The 16,569-nt window shown below is 72.2% G+C and carries 13 protein-coding genes; 10 read left to right on the top strand and 3 right to left on the bottom strand.

Going from position 1 to position 16,569, the window contains the following annotated elements; all coding sequences use genetic code 11:
- Nucleotides 1-63: 63 nt before the first annotated feature.
- Entirely contained in the window at nt 64-1,443 is a 1,380-nt protein-coding gene (locus J3R08_RS24250; RefSeq protein WP_013475540.1) for a glycine--tRNA ligase, read from the top strand.
- A gap of 56 nt (nt 1,444-1,499) precedes the next feature.
- Here J3R08_RS24250 and J3R08_RS24245 read toward each other — a convergent pair whose 3' ends face one another.
- Entirely contained in the window at nt 1,500-2,471 is a 972-nt protein-coding gene (locus J3R08_RS24245; RefSeq protein WP_113972674.1) for a type IV toxin-antitoxin system AbiEi family antitoxin domain-containing protein, read from the bottom strand.
- A gap of 178 nt (nt 2,472-2,649) precedes the next feature.
- Between J3R08_RS24245 and dusB the strand changes: the two genes are divergently transcribed.
- Nucleotides 2,650-3,813, top strand: a complete 1,164-nt coding sequence (gene dusB / locus J3R08_RS24240; RefSeq protein ID WP_043329047.1) for a tRNA dihydrouridine synthase DusB — start codon at nt 2,650-2,652, stop codon at nt 3,811-3,813.
- Between the two features lie 59 nt (nt 3,814-3,872).
- Here the strand turns inward: dusB and J3R08_RS24235 are convergent, their stop codons facing one another.
- Both J3R08_RS24235 and J3R08_RS24230 read right to left on the bottom strand, forming a co-directional pair.
- Nucleotides 3,873-4,529 (bottom strand): C39 family peptidase, encoded by a 657-nt coding sequence (locus tag J3R08_RS24235; protein WP_113972673.1) that lies wholly within the window; start codon nt 4,527-4,529, stop codon nt 3,873-3,875.
- 720 nt (nt 4,530-5,249) lie between these two features.
- Nucleotides 5,250-7,010: a beta-N-acetylhexosaminidase gene (locus J3R08_RS24230; RefSeq protein ID WP_209962894.1), complete on the bottom strand. Its 1,761-nt coding sequence runs from the start codon at nt 7,008-7,010 to the stop codon at nt 5,250-5,252.
- Between the two features lie 310 nt (nt 7,011-7,320).
- On the opposite strand from J3R08_RS24230, the gene ppdK reads away from it, so the two are divergent.
- From ppdK to J3R08_RS24190, 8 genes are all read left to right on the top strand, one after another.
- Nucleotides 7,321-10,029 (top strand): pyruvate, phosphate dikinase, encoded by a 2,709-nt coding sequence (gene ppdK / locus J3R08_RS24225; protein WP_209962892.1) that lies wholly within the window; start codon nt 7,321-7,323, stop codon nt 10,027-10,029.
- 117 nt (nt 10,030-10,146) lie between these two features.
- Nucleotides 10,147-10,512, top strand: a complete 366-nt coding sequence (locus J3R08_RS24220; RefSeq protein ID WP_043329055.1) for a VOC family protein — start codon at nt 10,147-10,149, stop codon at nt 10,510-10,512.
- Nucleotides 10,499-11,734: a deoxyguanosinetriphosphate triphosphohydrolase gene (locus J3R08_RS24215; RefSeq protein WP_209962890.1), complete on the top strand. Its 1,236-nt coding sequence runs from the start codon at nt 10,499-10,501 to the stop codon at nt 11,732-11,734. The genes J3R08_RS24220 and J3R08_RS24215 overlap by 14 nt, the downstream gene beginning before the upstream one ends.
- 38 nt (nt 11,735-11,772) lie before the next feature.
- Nucleotides 11,773-12,609 (top strand): siderophore-interacting protein, encoded by an 837-nt coding sequence (locus J3R08_RS24210; RefSeq protein WP_209962888.1) that lies wholly within the window; start codon nt 11,773-11,775, stop codon nt 12,607-12,609.
- A 186-nt stretch (nt 12,610-12,795) separates the two neighbouring features.
- On the top strand, nt 12,796-14,430 hold the full coding sequence (locus J3R08_RS24205; RefSeq protein WP_209962887.1) for a BCCT family transporter: 1,635 nt from the start codon (nt 12,796-12,798) through the stop codon (nt 14,428-14,430).
- A gap of 44 nt (nt 14,431-14,474) precedes the next feature.
- Nucleotides 14,475-15,449: an ABC transporter ATP-binding protein gene (locus tag J3R08_RS24200; protein WP_064448153.1), complete on the top strand. Its 975-nt coding sequence runs from the start codon at nt 14,475-14,477 to the stop codon at nt 15,447-15,449.
- The gene (locus tag J3R08_RS24195; RefSeq protein ID WP_043329061.1) at nt 15,446-16,297 is read left to right on the top strand and encodes an ABC transporter permease; all 852 of its coding nucleotides are present in this window, start codon (nt 15,446-15,448) and stop codon (nt 16,295-16,297) included. Before J3R08_RS24200 ends, J3R08_RS24195 begins: the two co-directional genes overlap by 4 nt.
- A gap of 10 nt (nt 16,298-16,307) precedes the next feature.
- Nucleotides 16,308-16,553 carry a helix-turn-helix transcriptional regulator gene (locus J3R08_RS24190; RefSeq protein ID WP_013287928.1) on the top strand — a complete coding sequence of 82 codons (246 nt, stop codon included), beginning with the start codon at nt 16,308-16,310 and terminating at the stop codon, nt 16,551-16,553.
- Nucleotides 16,554-16,569 lie beyond the last annotated feature (16 nt).

Genomic DNA, 16,569 nt, shown 5'->3' with positions numbered 1-16,569 from the left:
TCCCGAACAGCCCGGTTTTATCCATCTCAACCGCGCCGACCGCCAGCCGGCGTAGGAGGAAACATGCCAGCCGACCGTATCGACGCCGTCACCAGCCTCGCCAAGCGCCGGGGCTTCGTCTTTCCCTCCAGCGAGATCTACGGGGGCACCCGGTCGGCGTGGGACTACGGTCCGCTCGGCGTGGAGCTGAAGGAGAACGTCCGCCGGCAGTGGTGGCGGACCATGGTGCAGCAGCGCGACGACGTCGTCGGCCTCGACTCGGCGGTCATCCTGGCCCGCAAGGTCTGGGAGGCCAGCGGCCACATCGCCGAGTTCGTCGACCCGCTCACCGAGTGCCAGTCCTGCCACAAGCGGTTCCGGGCCGACCACCTGGAAGAGGCGTACGAGGCCAAGCACGGCAAGCCGCTGACCTCGCTGACGGAGCTGAACTGCCCCAACTGCGGCAACAAGGGCACCTTCACCGAGCCGAAGATGTTCAACGGCCTGATGAAGACCTACCTGGGCCCGGTGGAGAGCGACGAGGGCATGCACTACCTGCGCCCGGAGACCGCCCAGGGCATCTTCGTCAACTACAAGAACGTCGAGACGGTCGCCCGCAAGAAGCCGCCGTTCGGCATCGCGCAGACCGGCAAGTCGTTCCGCAACGAGATCACCCCCGGCAACTTCATCTTCCGGACCCGCGAGTTCGAGCAGATGGAGATGGAGTTCTTCGTCGAGCCCGGCACCGACGAGCAGTGGCACGAGTACTGGCTCTCCGAGCGCTGGAACTGGTACCTCGACCTCGGCCTGTCCGAGGAGAACCTGCGCTTCTACGAGCACCCCAAGGAGAAGCTCTCCCACTACTCGAAGCGCACCGTCGACATCGAGTACCGGTTCCGGTTCGGCGGCAGCGAGTTCGCCGAGCTGGAGGGCATCGCCAACCGCACCGACTTCGACCTGTCCACGCACAGCAAGCACTCCGGCGTCGACCTGTCGTACTTCGACCAGGGCAAGGGCGAGCGCTGGATGCCGTACGTGATCGAGCCGGCCGCCGGCCTCACCCGCGCGGTGCTGGCGTTCCTGCTCGAGGCGTACGACGAGGACGAGGCGCCGAACACCAAGGGCGGCGTGGACAAGCGCACCGTCATGCGCTTCGACCCGCGGCTGGCCCCGGTCAAGGTCGCCGTGCTGCCGCTTTCGCGTAACGAGGCGCTGTCGCCGAAGGCCAAGCAGCTCGCCACCGACCTGCGCAAGCGCTGGGTGGTCGAGTTCGACGACTCGCAGGCGATCGGCCGCCGCTACCGCCGGCAGGACGAGATCGGTACGCCGTTCTGCGTCACCGTCGACTTCGACACGCTCGACGACAACGCCGTGACGGTCCGGAACCGGGACACCATGGCCCAGGAGCGCGTCTCGCTGGACCAGGTCGAGCGCTACCTGATCGAGCGCCTCCCCGGCTGCTGACCTTGATGTAAGGAAGGGCCCCTTCTTAACGCCTCGCGTAGAGAAGGGGCCCCTTCTTAACACCCGTCGCCGGGGGAGATCGGCTCCGCCCGTACGCCGGTCGCGGCGCCCACCCCGCGCCTGGCCGCGTACGCGTCCTCCACCGTGCGCCGCACCCGGCCCGGCTCCCTGCGGATCTGCGCCGGCGTGAAGTGCAGGACCAGCACCCCGTACCGGCTCAACTCGTTGTGCCGGTCCAGCGTCCGTGCCCAGTCGGTCGGGCTGAGGTGGTACTCCCGCGAGTCGACCTCCAGCGCCACCGCGCAGTCGGCGAGGTAGCCGTCCGGCGTCGGCAGGCGGGTGCCGTCGGCCGCCGACAGCCGCGGGTTCCACAGGATCCCGCCGAGCACGCCGCTGCCGCCCAGGCACTCCCGCAGCTCGGTCTCCGGCGCGGAGCGGACCCCGTCCGTGATTTCGGCGAACGCCTTCCGGATCAGGGCGGTGCGGCTGCGCCGGGCCCGGCGGATCTCCGCGTCGAGGCTGTCCAGATCGGTGAAGCCGCGCTGCACGGCCTCCGCCACCGTCGCCCGTACCGGCCGCAACTGGCGCAGGTCGCGGGCCGCGTCCACCACCGCCCGCGCCGGCGAGCACACCGGATAGAGCGTGGTCCGCCGGGCCCGCGGATCAAGCTCCAGGGCCCGCGCGATCACCGCGTGACCGGCCGAGCGGCGCCGCGCGTGGTGCGGCAGGATCAGGTGTACGTCAGCAGTGCGCGGACTGTGCCGAAAGCCGTACCAGATCAGGGCGGCCAGGCCGGTGAGCTGCGCGTCGGCGCCTGCGTAGAGCGCCGCCGAGATGCGTCGTTGCTCGTCGGTGAGGGTGCCGGTGACGAGCGCGTACGTGGCCGGCAGCACGCGCTGCCACAGGCCGCGCCGGGTCTGCCGGTACAGGTACATGTCGTCGTATCCGACGCCGAGAAGCTGCGTCCGCGTGACGATCTGCTGCTGGCGTTCCGCCAGGTCGCCGAGTTCGGGTGGTTGTTCGGGCATGCCCGGCAGCGTGCGGGCTCCGCCGATCCTTCTGTGGCCCGCTCGCCCGCCCTGTGGACAGCCGGCCCGGCTGTGGAGAGCGTCCGCGAGGCGGGCCGGCTGTGATATGCGCCCTGTTAACAAGGGGCCCCTGCACTACCGGAGACGTTAATAAGGGGCCCTTCCTTACACTTGGTCGGTGACTGCCCCGACGCTGCCCGCGCTGACCATCGGCCCGCACCAGGTGTGGCCACCGGTGGTGCTCGCGCCGATGGCCGGGATCACCAACATCGGCTTCCGCCGGCTCTGCCGCGAGCAGGGAGGCGGCATCTACGTCTGCGAGATGATCACCACCCGGGCGCTCGTCGAGCGGAACCCGAAGACGCTCCGCATGATCGCCTTCGGCGCCGAGGAGCAACCCCGCAGCCTCCAGCTCTACGGCACCGACCCGGAGATCACCGCCGCCGCCGTGCGGATCGTGGTCGAGCGCGACCTGGCCGACCACATCGACCTCAACTTCGGCTGCCCCGTGCCCAAGGTCACCCGGCGTGGCGGCGGCTCGGCCCTGCCGTGGCGCCGCCGTCTGTTCGCCCGGCTGGTCAGGGCCGCGGTGGACGCCGCGTCACCGGCCGGGGTGCCGGTCACCGTCAAGATGCGCAAGGGCATCGACGACGACCACCTGACGTACGTCGAGGCGGGGCTGGCGGCCCAGGACGCGGGCGTCGCGGCGGTCGCCCTGCACGGGCGTACGGCCGCGCAGCGCTACTCCGGCACCGCCGACTGGGACGCGATCGCCACGCTCAAGTCGGCGCTCGACGTGCCGGTGCTCGGCAACGGTGACATCTGGGAGGCCGACGACGCGCTGCGGATGGTCGCGCACACCGGCGTGGACGGCGTGGTGATCGGGCGCGGCTGCCTGGGCCGGCCGTGGCTGTTCGCCGACCTGGAGGCCGCGTTCAACGGCAGCCCCGAGCGGCGGCTGCCCTCGCTCGGCGAGGTGGCGGTGACCATGCGCCGGCACGCCGAGCTGCTGGTGGAGCAGTTCGTGGCCGGTGCCCGCAACCCGGCCCGGGGCGAGCGGGACGGCTGCACCGACTTCCGCAAGCACGTCGCCTGGTACCTGAAGGGCTTCCCGATCGGCAGCGAGCTGCGCCGCTCGCTCGCCATGATCGAGAGCTTGGCGCAGCTCGACGACCTGCTCGGCAAGCTCGACCCGGCCGTACCGTTCCCGGTGGAGAACCTCGGCCAGCCGCGCGGCCGCACCAACTCCCCGGGCAAGGTCTTCCTGCCCGACGGGTGGCTGGCCAGCCGCGACGACGACACCCCGCCGGACGGCGCCGAGCTGGACGACTCCGGCGGCTGACAACCCGGGTACGCCGAAGGGCCCGACCCCGTGGTGGGGGTCGGGCCCTTCGTGTTCGGTCAGGAGCTGTAGCCGCGGCTGGCGATCCAGCGGGCGAGCTCGTCCACGTCCATCCGGTAGGAGGCCTGGTTGGGGTTGGCCGAGTCGGCGATCGTCACGACCTTCCCGCCGTCGCGGTAGCCCACCACGCTGATGTAGTGGCCACCCTCGAAGGAGTGGGCGTTGCCGTCGGTGTCGGTTGCGGTGCCGGCGATGTTGGCCACCACGGCACGGCCGTCGTCGACGGTCTTGACCACGTCGGCGCGCAGCTTGTCGACCTTGTCGCGGTCGCGGGCCTTGTCCACGGGGATCTCGGTGGACTTGTAGACGTCCTTACCGGTCTCCTTGTTCAGTACCGGGGTGATGTCGTTGATGGAGTTGGTGCCGGCTTCGGTGGTGCCCATCTCGCGGGCCATGGCGTGTACGTCGATGTTCTTGCCCTGCACGCTCAGCGCGTTGCGGGCGGCGGCGGGGCCGCAGAAGTAGAAGTTGGGCTGGGCTTCGTAGCGGACGTCGAGTTCCCGCTCGCCGTGGCCCTTGCGGTCGGTGGTGACCTGCGCGGCGGCGCGCTCGGCCGGGGTGGCCTGGGCGGCGACGGCGGGGCCGGCGATGCCACCGGCGGTGGCGACGACACCGGCAGCGGTCAGAACGGTCTTGCGCAGCAGAGTGGTAGCCATGATCAGTTGCCTCTCTGTCGGGGGTACGCGGCGATGGGGGATGCCGCGAAGAAAGATCAGGTGGCCCGGTATGTGCGTCGGGCCGGTGGCTCGCTCGGGCGGCCAGGGGGACGGCCTGCTCCGGCGGCTCGGGGATGTAACGACCCGCGCCCCGGCCTCATTCCCAGCCCGCCCGGGGGTAGGGCGGGGTGGTCGGCGGGTGCGGCGCGGTCTGCCATGTACAACGCCCCGCACCCCGCCCCGATTCCAGCCCAGCCGTGGCGCCCACCACCCCGAACCCGGACAATCCACCCAGCGCCCGCCCGGCGTTGATCAAGGAGTTCGTGTCCGACAGACCACCCAGAACAGACACAAACCCCTTGATCACACCCGAGCGCCCAACCCTCGATCGCGATCTTGCACTTGCGGCCCTTGAGGTGCCCGATTCGCACCTTTTTCCGGGGCGGCAACTGCAAGATCCCGCAAACTCCTTGGTCGACAACGCGCTTGGTGAGGGGTGTTCGCGGCTCCGGCGGGCGTGAGCTGTCCGTTTTCCGGCGCGCTGCCCTGGCCCTGGGTGTGATCAACTCCAGCTCGCCGACGTGGTGGTGTCGCGGAGCCTCTGATGCCACCACCTCGCCGAGCTGGAGTCGATCAAGCCGCGGTGCCCCAAGACCTCCCGCCAGCAGCGGGCGATCATGAGGTGGACGGCGGTTTGTGTCCGGTTTGTCGCCGCCACCTTCATGATCGACGAGGGCTGTCCTCCGGGCGGCGGCGCGGGGTGGGGACGGGTGTGGGGGTGGGGGGCCAGGGGATCTCGGGGGATGGGTGGAAGGTGATGCCGGCGGTGGCCCAGCGCGGGCCGTGGCCGGCGAGGCGGCTACGGAACCGCTGCCAGTCGTGCGTGGCACGCGGTGACCAGCCCAGCTCCGCGACGGCGGGCAGGCGGGGGAAGAGCATGTACTCGACCTCGGCCGGCGTACTCACCGACTCGGTCCACAGCGGCGCCTCCACGCCCAGCACGGCCTCGGCCGGTACGCCCCGCACGTGGGTGCCCGGATCCCACTCGTACGCCCGGCGCACGTCGATGAGACCCGCCCAGTCGTGCCCGATCGGGGTGTCCGGCGCGTACTTCATGTCCAGGTACGCGTGGTTGGCGGGGGAGAGGATCACCCGGGCGCCCCGGCGTACCGCGTCGGCGGTCTCCGGGTCGTCGCCGTTCGTGCCCCACCACTGCAGGACGCGCCCGTCGACGTGCCCGGCCGGGGCGAGCTGGTGCCAGCCGACCACCGTCTTGCCGGTGGCCTGCACCAGCCGCTGCGCCCGTTCCGCGAAGGCGCGGTAGCTCTCGGCCGGCACCTTGAACGCCTCGTCGCCGCCGAGGTGCAGCCACGGCCCCGGCGTGAGCGCGGCCACCTCGCCGACCACGTCCGCGACGAAGGCGTACGTCCGCTCGTCGGCGGGGTCGACGTAGCTGAACCCGACCTCGGTGCCGGTGTAGGGCGGTGGCGCGACCTTGCCGGGCGCCAGTTCGGGGTACGCGAGAAGCGCCGCGTTGGTGTGGCCGGGCAGGTCGATCTCGGGCACCACAGTGACGTGCCGGCGGGCCGCGTACGCGACGATGCGCCGGTAGTCGTCCCGGGAGTACCAGCCGCCGGGGCCGCCGCCGACAGCTGTCGCGCCGCCCACCTCGGCGAGCCGGGGCCAGGAGTCGACGGCGATCCGCCAGCCCTGGTCGTCGGTGAGGTGCAGGTGCAGGTGGTTGAGCTTGTACCGGGCCAGGTGGTCGACCACCCGCAGCACGTCCTCGACGGGGAAGAAGTGCCGGGCCACGTCGAGCATGGCGCCCCGATAGGGGAAACGCGGACGGTCGACGATGGTGCCACCGGGCACTGCCCAGCGGGTGGCGACCGGCGTGGGGCTCTCGATCGCCGCCGGCAGGAGCTGCCGTAGCGTCTGCGCGCCGTGGAACAGGCCGGCCGGGGTGGCGGCGGTGATCCGGACGCCGGTGGCGGTCACGTCGAGGTGGTAGCCCTCGCCCTCGAGCCCGTCGACGGCCGGCCCGCCGGAGCCGTCGTCCGTCGCCCGGGTCCCGGGAGCAGCGGCGGCATCCGGGGCGGACGGGGACAGCGTGAGCGTCAGCGGGCCGTCCCCCCGGGCGGGGACGTCGGTGACCGGCAGCGGGAAGCCGGTGGCCGGGCGCAGCCAGGCGGCGAGCTGCTCGGCCACGTCCCGCCCGGCGGGGCTGACCCGCAGCGCCGCGTCCGCGCCCAGCGTGAAGTCGCCCGCGGGGTCCGGGAACACCTGCTCGGGCGCGGGCACCACGTCGTCGAGCCGGACCGGCGCCGGTCCGGCGAGAACCTCGGTGGCACGGCCCGCGGCGACACGCGCCAGCTCGGCGGCAGGCGTCGCCACGCCGGGCAGCACTTCACCCGGCGTGCTGGTGGGACGGGTTTCGGTCGGCTCCGGCCCGGTCTCCGGGGCGGTGGGTGTGGTCGGCACGGCGACGGCTCCGAGGGGTGTATTCGCGCGGGATATGGCAAAGGTGAGGATCCGCGGGACGCAGTCAGTCAAGAGTACGAGGGGAAGCGGAATTGCGTGATCGTGCTCGTGGAAGCGTTCCCAACAACCCGTACGAACGCGCATAGTGGCGACCGTTGTGCCGAAAGTCACCGAACGCTCCCAGGTTTCACGAAACTCGCCTAGCCTTCGGCCCACCGACGCTGACGAGCCGGGATTACCGGTGGTCACTCCCGGGGTATGTCCGAACTAAACCTTCGTTAAGTGTCAATGGCGCGCGTTGGAGGCTCTGGTGGAAGCGCAGGAATCGGGCGAGCACAAGTACGTGTACGACTTCGCCGAGGGCAACAAGGATTTGAAGGATCTGCTCGGCGGCAAGGGGGCCAACCTGGCCGAGATGACCAACCTCGGCCTGCCGGTTCCGCCCGGCTTCACGATCACCACCGAGGCCTGCAAGGCGTACCTGACGACCGGGCGTGAGCCCGACGGCCTGGCCGCGCAGATCGAGGCGCACCTGGAGTCCCTGGAGCGCGAGATGGGCCGCCGCCTCGGCGACCCGGACGACCCGCTGCTGGTCTCGGTACGCTCCGGCGCCAAGTTCTCCATGCCCGGCATGATGGAGACCGTCCTCAACGTGGGTCTCAACGACCGCAGCGTGGTCGGCCTCAGCAACCAGGCGGGTGGGAACGACAGGTTCGCCTGGGACTCGTACCGCCGGCTGATCCAGATGTTCGGCAAGACCGTCTGCGAGGTGCCGGGCGAGGAGTTCGAGCACGCGCTGGACGAGATCAAGAGCGCCAAGGGCACCCACAACGACCTCGACCTGGACGCCGACGACCTGCGGGGGCTGGTCGACGCGTACAAGAAGATCTTCGCCAAGCACACCGGCCGCGAGTTCCCGCAGGAGCCGCGCGAGCAGCTCGACCTCGCCATCCGCGCGGTCTTCGACTCGTGGAACGCGGAGCGGGCGATCCTCTACCGCCGCCAGGAGCGCATCCCGGCCGACCTGGGCACCGCCGTCAACGTGGTGGCGATGGTCTTCGGCAACCTCGGCCCAGACTCGGGTACCGGCGTCGCGTTCACCCGCGACCCGGGCAGCGGCGCGCAGGGCATCTACGGCGACTACCTGGCCAACGCCCAGGGCGAGGACGTGGTCGCAGGCATCCGCAACACCGTGCCGTTGCAGGAGCTGGAGCAGCTCGACAAGACCTCCTACGACCAGCTGCTCGGCATCATGGCCCGGCTGGAGGAGCACTACAAGGACCTCTGCGACATCGAGTTCACCATCGAGCGCGGCAAGCTCTGGATGCTGCAGACCCGGGTCGGCAAGCGCACCGCCGCCGCCGCGTTCGTCATCGCCGGGCAGCTCGTCGACGAGGGCCTGATCGACCTGGACGAGGCGCTGCACCGGGTCAACGGCGCGCAGCTCGCCCAGCTGATGTTCCCGCGCTTCCAGCTCGACCACGAGTTCGAGGCGGTCGCCAAGGGCATCGGCGCCTCCCCGGGCGCCGCGTCCGGCAAGGTCGTCTTCACCTCGGCCCGGGCGGTCGAGCTGGCCGCCGAGGGCGAGGCGGTCATCCTGGTCCGCCGGGAGACCAACCCGGACGACCTCAACGGCATGATCGCCGCCAAGGGCATCCTGACCTCCCGGGGCGGCAAGACCAGCCACGCCGCGGTGGTGGCCCGCGGCATGGGCAAGACCTGCGTCTCCGGCGCCGACGAGCTGGACGTGAACGTGCCGGCGAAGAGGTTCACCGTGGGCGACCACGTGGTGAACGAGGGCGACGTGGTCTCGATCGACGGCACCACCGGCAAGGTGTACCTCGGCGAGGTGCCGGTCATGCCGTCCGAGGTGGTGCAGTACTTCGAGGGCGAACTCGACCCGGAGCACACCGACGACGCGCTGGTCCGCTCCGTACACCGGATCATGACGCACGCCGACGCGGCGCGGCGGCTGCGCGTGCGCACGAACGCCGACACCGGCGCGGACGCGGCCCGGGCCCGGCGCTTCGGCGCCGAGGGCATCGGCCTGTGCCGCACCGAGCACATGTTCCTCGGCGACCGGCGCGAGCTGGTCGAGCGGCTCATCCTGGCCTCCGGCGCGCGGGAGCGGGAGGACGCGCTCGCGGCGCTGCTGCCGCTGCAGCGGGCCGACTTCATCGAGATCTTCCGGGAGATGGACGGCCTGCCGGTCACCGTGCGGCTGATCGACCCGCCGCTGCACGAGTTCCTGCCCCCGCTGGAGCAGCTCGCGGTGAACGTCGCGGTCGCGCAGGAGCGCGGTGAGGACGTCGCGAAGGAGGAGGCGCTGCTCGCCGCCGTCCGGCGGATGCACGAGGAGAACCCGATGCTGGGCCTGCGCGGCGTCCGGCTCGGCCTGGTCATCCCGGGCCTGTTCGCCATGCAGGTCCGCGCGATCGCCGAGGCCGCCGTGGCGGTCGTCCGCGACGGCGGCAGGGCCTGCCCGGAGATCATGGTGCCGCTCGTCGGGGCCGTGCAGGAGCTGGAGACGGTACGCGCCGAGGCCGAGCGGATCATCGCCGAGGTGGTCGGGGACAGCGGCGTCGAGGTGCTGATCGGCACGATGATCGAGGTGCCCCGGGCGGCGCTGACCGCCGGGCAGATCGCCGAGGCGGCCGAGTTCTTCTCCTTCGGCACCAACGACCTGACCCAGATGGGCTGGGGCTTCTCCCGCGACGACGTGGAGGGCGCGTTCTTCTGGCGCTACCTGGAGCTGGGCATCTTCGGCATCTCGCCGTTCGAGTCGATCGACACCGACGGCGTCGGCCGGCTGGTCCGCATCGCCGCCGAGGAGGGCCGGGCGGCCCGCCCGGGCCTGAAGCTGGGTGTCTGCGGCGAGCACGGCGGTGACCCGGACTCGGTGCACTTCTTCCACGAGGTCGGCCTGGACTACGTCTCCTGCTCGCCGTTCCGGGTGCCGGTGGCGCGCCTGGAGGCCGGCCGGGCGGCCATCACCACCACCGGCTCCGACTCCCGCTGACGCCGACGCGGGGCCGCCGGTGTTCATCGACGGCCCCGCGTACCGCCTGGCGCGCCTTTCCGGCCTCCTCGGCGTAACCTGAGCTTCCGCCACGTGTCGATCAGGAGGGGTGGGCGCATGACCGCCGTCTGGGAGAACCTGACCATCGACGCCCGGGACCCGTCCCGGCTCGCCAGTTGGTGGGCGGAGGCGCTCGGTTATCAGGTGGTCACCGACAAGCCGGACGAGGTGGAGATCCGCCGCACCCCCGACACGCTGCCCGGTCTCGTCTTCGTCCCGGTCGCCGGGCCGAAGGAGGGGAAGAACCGGCTGCACATCGACCTGCGCCCGGCCGACCTGGAAGCCGAGGTCGAGCGCCTGGTCGACATGGGCGCGCGGCACGTCGACATCGGCCAGGGAGACGTGGAGTGGACGGTGCTCGCCGACCCGGAGGGCAACGAGTTCTGCGTGTTGCGCCAACGCGGCAACGGTGACCGGGGCTGACGACGCGGCGCGGCTGGTCGACGAGGCGCCGAAGGACACCGGGTACGGCCGGTCGCCGTTCGAGCGGGACCGCGCCCGGGTGCTGCACTCGGCGGCGTTCCGGCGGCTCGCCGCGAAGACGCAGGTGCACACCGCCGGCACCGACGACTTCCTGCGTACCCGCCTGACCCACTCGCTGGAGGTCGCGCAGATCGCCCGCGAGATGGGCGCCCGCCTCGGCTGCGACCCCGACGTGGTGGACACCGCCGGGCTGGCCCACGACCTGGGTCACCCGCCGTTCGGGCACAACGGCGAGTACGCGCTGGACGAGCTGGCCGCCGCCTGCGGCGGGTTCGAGGGCAACGCGCAGACGCTGCGGGTGCTCACCCGGCTGGAGGCCAAGGTGCTCACCCCGGACGGGCGTTCGGCCGGGCTGAACCTGACCCGGGCCGCGCTGGACGCGGTGAGCAAGTACCCGTGGCCGCGCCGGCCCGGTGAGCGCAAGTTCGGCGTGTACGCCGACGACCGCCCGGTCTTCGACTGGCTGCGCGAGGGCGCGCCGCCCGGCACCCGGCGCTGCCTGGAGGCCCAGGTGATGGACTGGGCCGACGACGTGGCGTACTCGGTGCACGACGTCGAGGACGGCATCCACGGCGGATACGTCGACCTGCGCCCGCTGCTGGCCGACCCGGACGAACGGCGGGCGCTCTGCGCCGACGTGTCCGCCACGTACTCGGGTGAGGCGCCGGAGGATCTGGGCGAGGTGCTCGCCGACCTGCTCGCCGACCCGGTGCTCGCCCCGCTGGCCGCGTACGACGGCAGCCACCGTGCGCTCGCCGCGCTGAAGGCCACCACGAGCGTGCTCACCGGCCGGTTCGTCTCCCGCGTGGTGGCCGCCACGCAGCAGCGCCACGGTCCCGGCCCGCACCGCCGCTACGCCGCCGACCTGGAGGTGCCGCGCCGGACCCGGGCGCAGTGCGCGCTGCTCAAGGGCATCGCGCTGCGGTACGTGATGCGCCGCCCCGGTGCCGAGGGCCGGTACGCGCGGCAGCGCGACGTCCTGGCCGGGCTGGTGACGGCGCTGCTGGACCGGGCGCCGGACGCGCTCGACCCGGTGTTCGCGCCGTTGTGGCGGGACGCGGCGGACGACGCCACGCGGCTGCGCGTGGTGATCGACCAGGTCGCCTCGCTCACCGATCCGGCCGCGCTGGCCTGGCACGCCCGCCTGGTGTCGCCGAGCTGACCGGATCACCCCGGCGAGCTTAGGTTAGCCTAAGTGGCATGACGGACCGCCCGAAGAAGCTCACCGCCGCCACGGTCGTCCGGACCACGCGGCCCACCCCGCACCTGATCCGCCTGGTCCTGGGCGGTCCCGAGCTGGCCGGGCTGCCGGTGGGCGCGTACACCGACCACTACGTGAAGTTCGTCTTCCCGCCGGCCGAGGTGACCTACCCGTACCCGGTCGACCTGGCGACGATCAAGCGGGAGTTCCCGGCGGAGCAGTGGCCGCGCCTGCGCGCGTACACGGTGCGGGCCTGGGACGCCGCGGCGGGTGAGATGACGGTGGACGTGGTGCACCACGGCGACGAGGGGCTGGCCGGGCCGTGGGCGGCGGCGCTGCGTCCCGGCGACCGGGTGTTGTTCACCGGGCCGGGCGGCGCGTACGCGCCGGACCCGGCCGCCGACTGGCACCTGCTGGCGGGCGACGACAGCGCGCTGCCGGCCATCGCCGCCGCCCTGGAGCGGCTGCCGGCGGGCGCGCCCGCGAAGGTGTACGTCGAGGTCGGCGGCCCGGCCGACGAGCTGCCCCTGACCAGTGCGGGCGCTGTCGAGGTGTGCTGGCTGCACCGCGACGGCCGCCCGTACGGCGAGCCGCTGGTCGAGGCGGTACGGGCGCTGGAGTTCCCGCCCGGCCGGGTGCACGCGTTCGTGCACGGCGAGGCCGGCGCGGTGAAGGAGCTGCGGCGGCTGCTGCGGGTCGAGCGCGGCGTGCCCCGGGGTGACCTGTCCATCTCCGGCTACTGGCGGCAGGGCCTTGACGACGAGGGCTGGCGATCCACCAAGCCGGCCTGGAACGCCGCCGTGGAGGCCGAGGAGGCCGCCACCGTCCCCTCCTGACCGCCCTCGCCGCTCGCCGCTCGCCGCCCGCCGCCCGCCGCCCCCGCTCCCGACGCCGATCTTGGAGTTGTGGTGCCTCTGATACCGGTGTGAAGCGGGCATCCTGGGCGCCACAACTCCAAGATCGACGGAGGCGGAGTGGGCGTTTCGTCCTACCCGGGCGGCTGCGCTGCCCAGGATGGGGTCATGGGGGAAGACGTGGGGGAGCGGGCCGGGACGCAGCCGGCCGACCGGGTGGTGCTCGGGGTCGGCGTGGCCGGGGTGCTGGCCGTGGTGGCCTGGGGCGTGTTCGCGCGTGGTTCCCTGGCGTCGTTCGGCGCGGCCGGGCTGAGTTGGACCGTGAGCACGTTCGGCTGGTTCTTCGTGCTCGCGGCGGACGCCTTCCTGGTGCTGGCGGTCGTCGTGGCCGCCTCCCGGTTCGGCCGGATCCGGCTGGGCGCCGACGACGACGAGCCGGAGTTCGACACGCTGGCCTGGGTCGCCATGATGTTCAGCGCCGGCATGGGAATCGGCCTGGTGTTCTTCGCCGTGGCCGAACCGATCCAGCACTACGCGACGTCGCCTCCCGCCTCCGGCGTCGCGCCGCAGACCGGGGCCGCCGCCGCGACCGCCATGCAGTACACGCTCTTCCACTGGACGCTGCATCCGTGGGGCATCTACGCGATCGCGGCGCTGGCCCTGGCGTACTCGACGTTCCGCAAGGGGCGGGGCAACCGCATCTCGTCCGCGTTCACGACGCTGCTCGGCGACCGGACCGACGGCCCGCTCGGCCGCGCGATCGACCTGCTCGCCGTCTTCGCCACCGTGTTCGGCTCCGCGACCAGTCTCGGGCTGGGCGCGCTCCAGGTGGCGGCCGGCCTCGACCTGGTGGCCGGTGTGCCGGACGGCCGGGCCGTCGAGCTGACGATCATCGGCGCGCTCACGCTCGCGTTCGTCGTCTCCGCCTTCTCCGGACTGCACCGGGGCGTCAAGTGGCTGTCCACCACGAACGTGCTGATCGCCGTCGTACTGATGCTGTTCGTGTTCGTGGTCGGTCCGACCGTCTACACGCTGGAGGTGTTGCCGGCCTCGGTCGGTGACTACCTGAGCGGCCTGGTGCGCATGTCGACGCGTACCGGGGCGTTCTCCGATCCGGCCTGGCTGGGCTCGTGGACCATCTTCTACTGGGCGTGGTGGATCTCCTGGGCGCCGTTCGTGGGCACGTTCATCGCCCGCATCTCACGCGGCCGTACGGTCCGCCAGTTCCTGATCGGGGTGCTGCTGATACCCAGCGGCGCGAGCACCGTCTGGTTCGCGGTGATGGGCGGGACCGCCCTGCGTACGCAGACCACCGGCACCCGGGACCTGGTGGCCGACGTGGAAGCCGGGTCCGAGCAGGCGCTGTTCGGCCTGCTCGACGCGCTGCCGCTGGCCACGCTGACGAGCGTGCTCGCCATGGTGCTGATCGCGCTCTACTTCGTCACCAGCGCGGACTCGGCGTCGCTGGTGCTCGGCTCGCTCAGCTCGCGTGGCGCGCTGCGGCCGCACCGCGGGGTGGTGGTGCTCTGGGGTGTGCTGATCGGCGCTGTCGCGGCGGCGTTGCTGCTGGCCGGCGGGCTGGCCGCGCTGCAGCAGGCGACCATCCTGGTCGCGCTGCCGTTCGTCGTGGTGATGCTGGGCCTGGCCGTCGCGGTGCTCCGAGAGATGGCAGCCGATCCGGTGCTGCGCGCCGGGCCCCGGCCCCGCCGCTCCGGCCTGGCCGCCGCGGTGAACGCGGCCCGGTCGTACGAGGAGGAGGAACCGGCCCCCGTCACCCGCTGGTTCCACAGTCGTCGCCGCTGAGTGGGGGTACCTCGCCTTGTAGCATAGGTGCTACATTTCGAGGCATGACTGCGGTCGAACTTCCTGGGGCCGTCGCGTCCCCCCGACCGCCCGACGAGGATCTCGTCCTCGACGTGCGGGATCTGCGTATGCGCTACGGCGCCGTCGACGTGCTGCACGGCGTCGACCTGACCGCCCGGCGGGGCGAGGTGGTGGCGCTGCTCGGGCCCAACGGCGCCGGCAAGACCACCACCATCGAGATCCTCGAAGGCTTCCGGCTGCCCTCGGCCGGCACGGTGCGCGTGCTCGGCAGCGACCCGGCCCGCGGCGACGAGCGGTGGCGCGCGCGGCTGGGCGTGGTGCTCCAGTCCTGGCGCGACCACGGCAAGTGGCGGGTACGGGAGCTGCTCGCCCACCTCGGCGACTTCTACGCGCCGTACGGCACCGACCGGATCCCGCGCCCGTGGCCGGTCGACGAGCTGCTGGAGACGGTGGGCCTGACCGCGCACGCCGGCAGCCGGGTGTCGCGGCTCTCCGGCGGTCAGCGCCGCCGGCTGGACGTGGCGGTGGGCATCGTCGGCCGCCCGGAGCTGCTGTTCCTGGACGAGCCCACTGTCGGCTTCGACCCGGCCGCCCGGCGCGAGTTCCACGAACTGGTGCACCGCCTGGCCGACCTGGACGAGACCACGATCGTGCTGACCACGCACGACCTGGCCGAGGCGGAGAAGCTGGCCGACCGCATCCTCATCCTGGCCGGCGGCCGGATCATCGCCGAGGGGTCGCCCGACCAGCTCGCCCGGCGCGTGGCGGGGGACGCCGAGGTGCGCTGGACCCGTGACGGCGAGCGGTACGTGCACGCCACCGCCGACGCCACCGCGTTCCTGCGCGACCTGCTCCGCGAGCACGGCGACCGGATAGGCGAGCTGGAGGTGCGCCGGGCCAGCCTGGAGGACGCGTACCTGGCGCTGGTGCACGAGGAGGAGACCGGCATCCGGACCGGCCGGGCCGAGCGGGTGTGGCAGCAGGAGGCGGACCGATGAACCCGACCACGAACGCGCTACGGGCCGGGCTGCGGCGCGGCGTGATCGAGCTGCGCGCGACGTTCACAAACGGCCAGGATCTCTGGACCTACTTCTTCCCCACCGTGGTGCTGCTGATCGCCGTGTTCTGGATGCGCGGCTCGACGGTGCCCGGCACAGACTTCTCGCTCGGCGCCCGTACGCTGCCCAGCGCGCTCGGCATGGGCCTGCTCTTCGGCGGCCTGCTCGGGCTGGCCAACCAGCTCGTCATCGACCGGGAGGACGGCACGCTGCTGCGCGCCAAGGCCATCCCGGACGGCATGCTCGGCTACCTGGTCGGCAAGATCGTGCTGGTCTCGGCGGTCGCGCTGATCGGCGTGGTCATCCAGCTCACGCCCGGGCTGTTCTTCCTGGACGGGCTGCGGCTCGGCGACCCGGGCGCCTGGCTCACGCTGGCCTGGGTGGTGCCGCTCGGGCTGGTGGCGACGCTGCCGCTGGGCGCGGTGATCGGCTCGCTGATCGAGAACCCGCGCAACATGGGCCTGGTGGTGATGCCGATCTTCGGCCTGATCGCGCTGTCCGGCATCTTCTATCCGATCAACGGCCTGCCCGGCTGGCTGCAGGGCGTCGCCCAGGTGTTCCCGCTCTACTGGCTAGGCTTGGGCATGCGCTCGGCGCTGCTCCCCGGCGACCTGGCAGCAGTCGAACTCGGCGGCTCCTGGCGGCACCTGGAGACGGTCGGCGTGCTCGGCGCCTGGGCGGTGCTCGGGCTCGTGCTGGCCCCGGTGGTGCTGCGCCGGATGGCCCGCCGGGAGTCCGGCTCGCGGGTCGCGGCCCGGCGGGAGCGGGCCATGCAGCGGGTCGGATGAGAGGGCGTCGATGAGCGAGACCGTGCACAACCGGATCGCGGTGCTGCGCGCCGAACGGGGCATCTCCCGGCGGCAGCTCGCCGACGCGCTCGGTGTGCACTACCAGACCGTCGGTTACCTGGAGCGCGGCGAGTTCCGGCCCAGCCTGCACCTGGCGCTGCGCATCGCCGCGTACTTCGAGGTGCCGGTCGAGGTGGTCTTCTCCATCGAGCCGTTCCCGCGTATCGGCGACCCCGCGGCGGCCCGCTCGGCCTGAGCCGGCGGGGACGGGC

This window comes from Micromonospora sp. HB375, assembly GCF_017872985.1.
Classification (GTDB): domain Bacteria; phylum Actinomycetota; class Actinomycetes; order Mycobacteriales; family Micromonosporaceae; genus Micromonospora; species Micromonospora chalcea.
Note: the sequence above shows the minus strand (reverse complement) of the source record. Positions and strands in the feature narration are given on the sequence as shown.

What these genes read in the sequence shown, in the direction of transcription:
- J3R08_RS24250 (WP_013475540.1), top strand. Translation starts at nt 64, where the DNA reads ATGCCAGCCGACCGTATCGACGCCGTCACCAGCCTCGCCAAGCGCCGG.
- J3R08_RS24245 (WP_113972674.1), bottom strand. Translation starts at nt 2,471, where the DNA reads ATGCCCGAACAACCACCCGAACTCGGCGACCTGGCGGAACGCCAGCAG.
- J3R08_RS24235 (WP_113972673.1), bottom strand. Translation starts at nt 4,529, where the DNA reads ATGGCTACCACTCTGCTGCGCAAGACCGTTCTGACCGCTGCCGGTGTC.
- J3R08_RS24220 (WP_043329055.1), top strand. Translation starts at nt 10,147, where the DNA reads ATGACCGCCGTCTGGGAGAACCTGACCATCGACGCCCGGGACCCGTCC.
- J3R08_RS24210 (WP_209962888.1), top strand. Translation starts at nt 11,773, where the DNA reads ATGACGGACCGCCCGAAGAAGCTCACCGCCGCCACGGTCGTCCGGACC.
- J3R08_RS24205 (WP_209962887.1), top strand. Translation starts at nt 12,796, where the DNA reads ATGGGGGAAGACGTGGGGGAGCGGGCCGGGACGCAGCCGGCCGACCGG.
- J3R08_RS24200 (WP_064448153.1), top strand. Translation starts at nt 14,475, where the DNA reads ATGACTGCGGTCGAACTTCCTGGGGCCGTCGCGTCCCCCCGACCGCCC.
- J3R08_RS24195 (WP_043329061.1), top strand. Translation starts at nt 15,446, where the DNA reads ATGAACCCGACCACGAACGCGCTACGGGCCGGGCTGCGGCGCGGCGTG.
- J3R08_RS24190 (WP_013287928.1), top strand. Translation starts at nt 16,308, where the DNA reads ATGAGCGAGACCGTGCACAACCGGATCGCGGTGCTGCGCGCCGAACGG.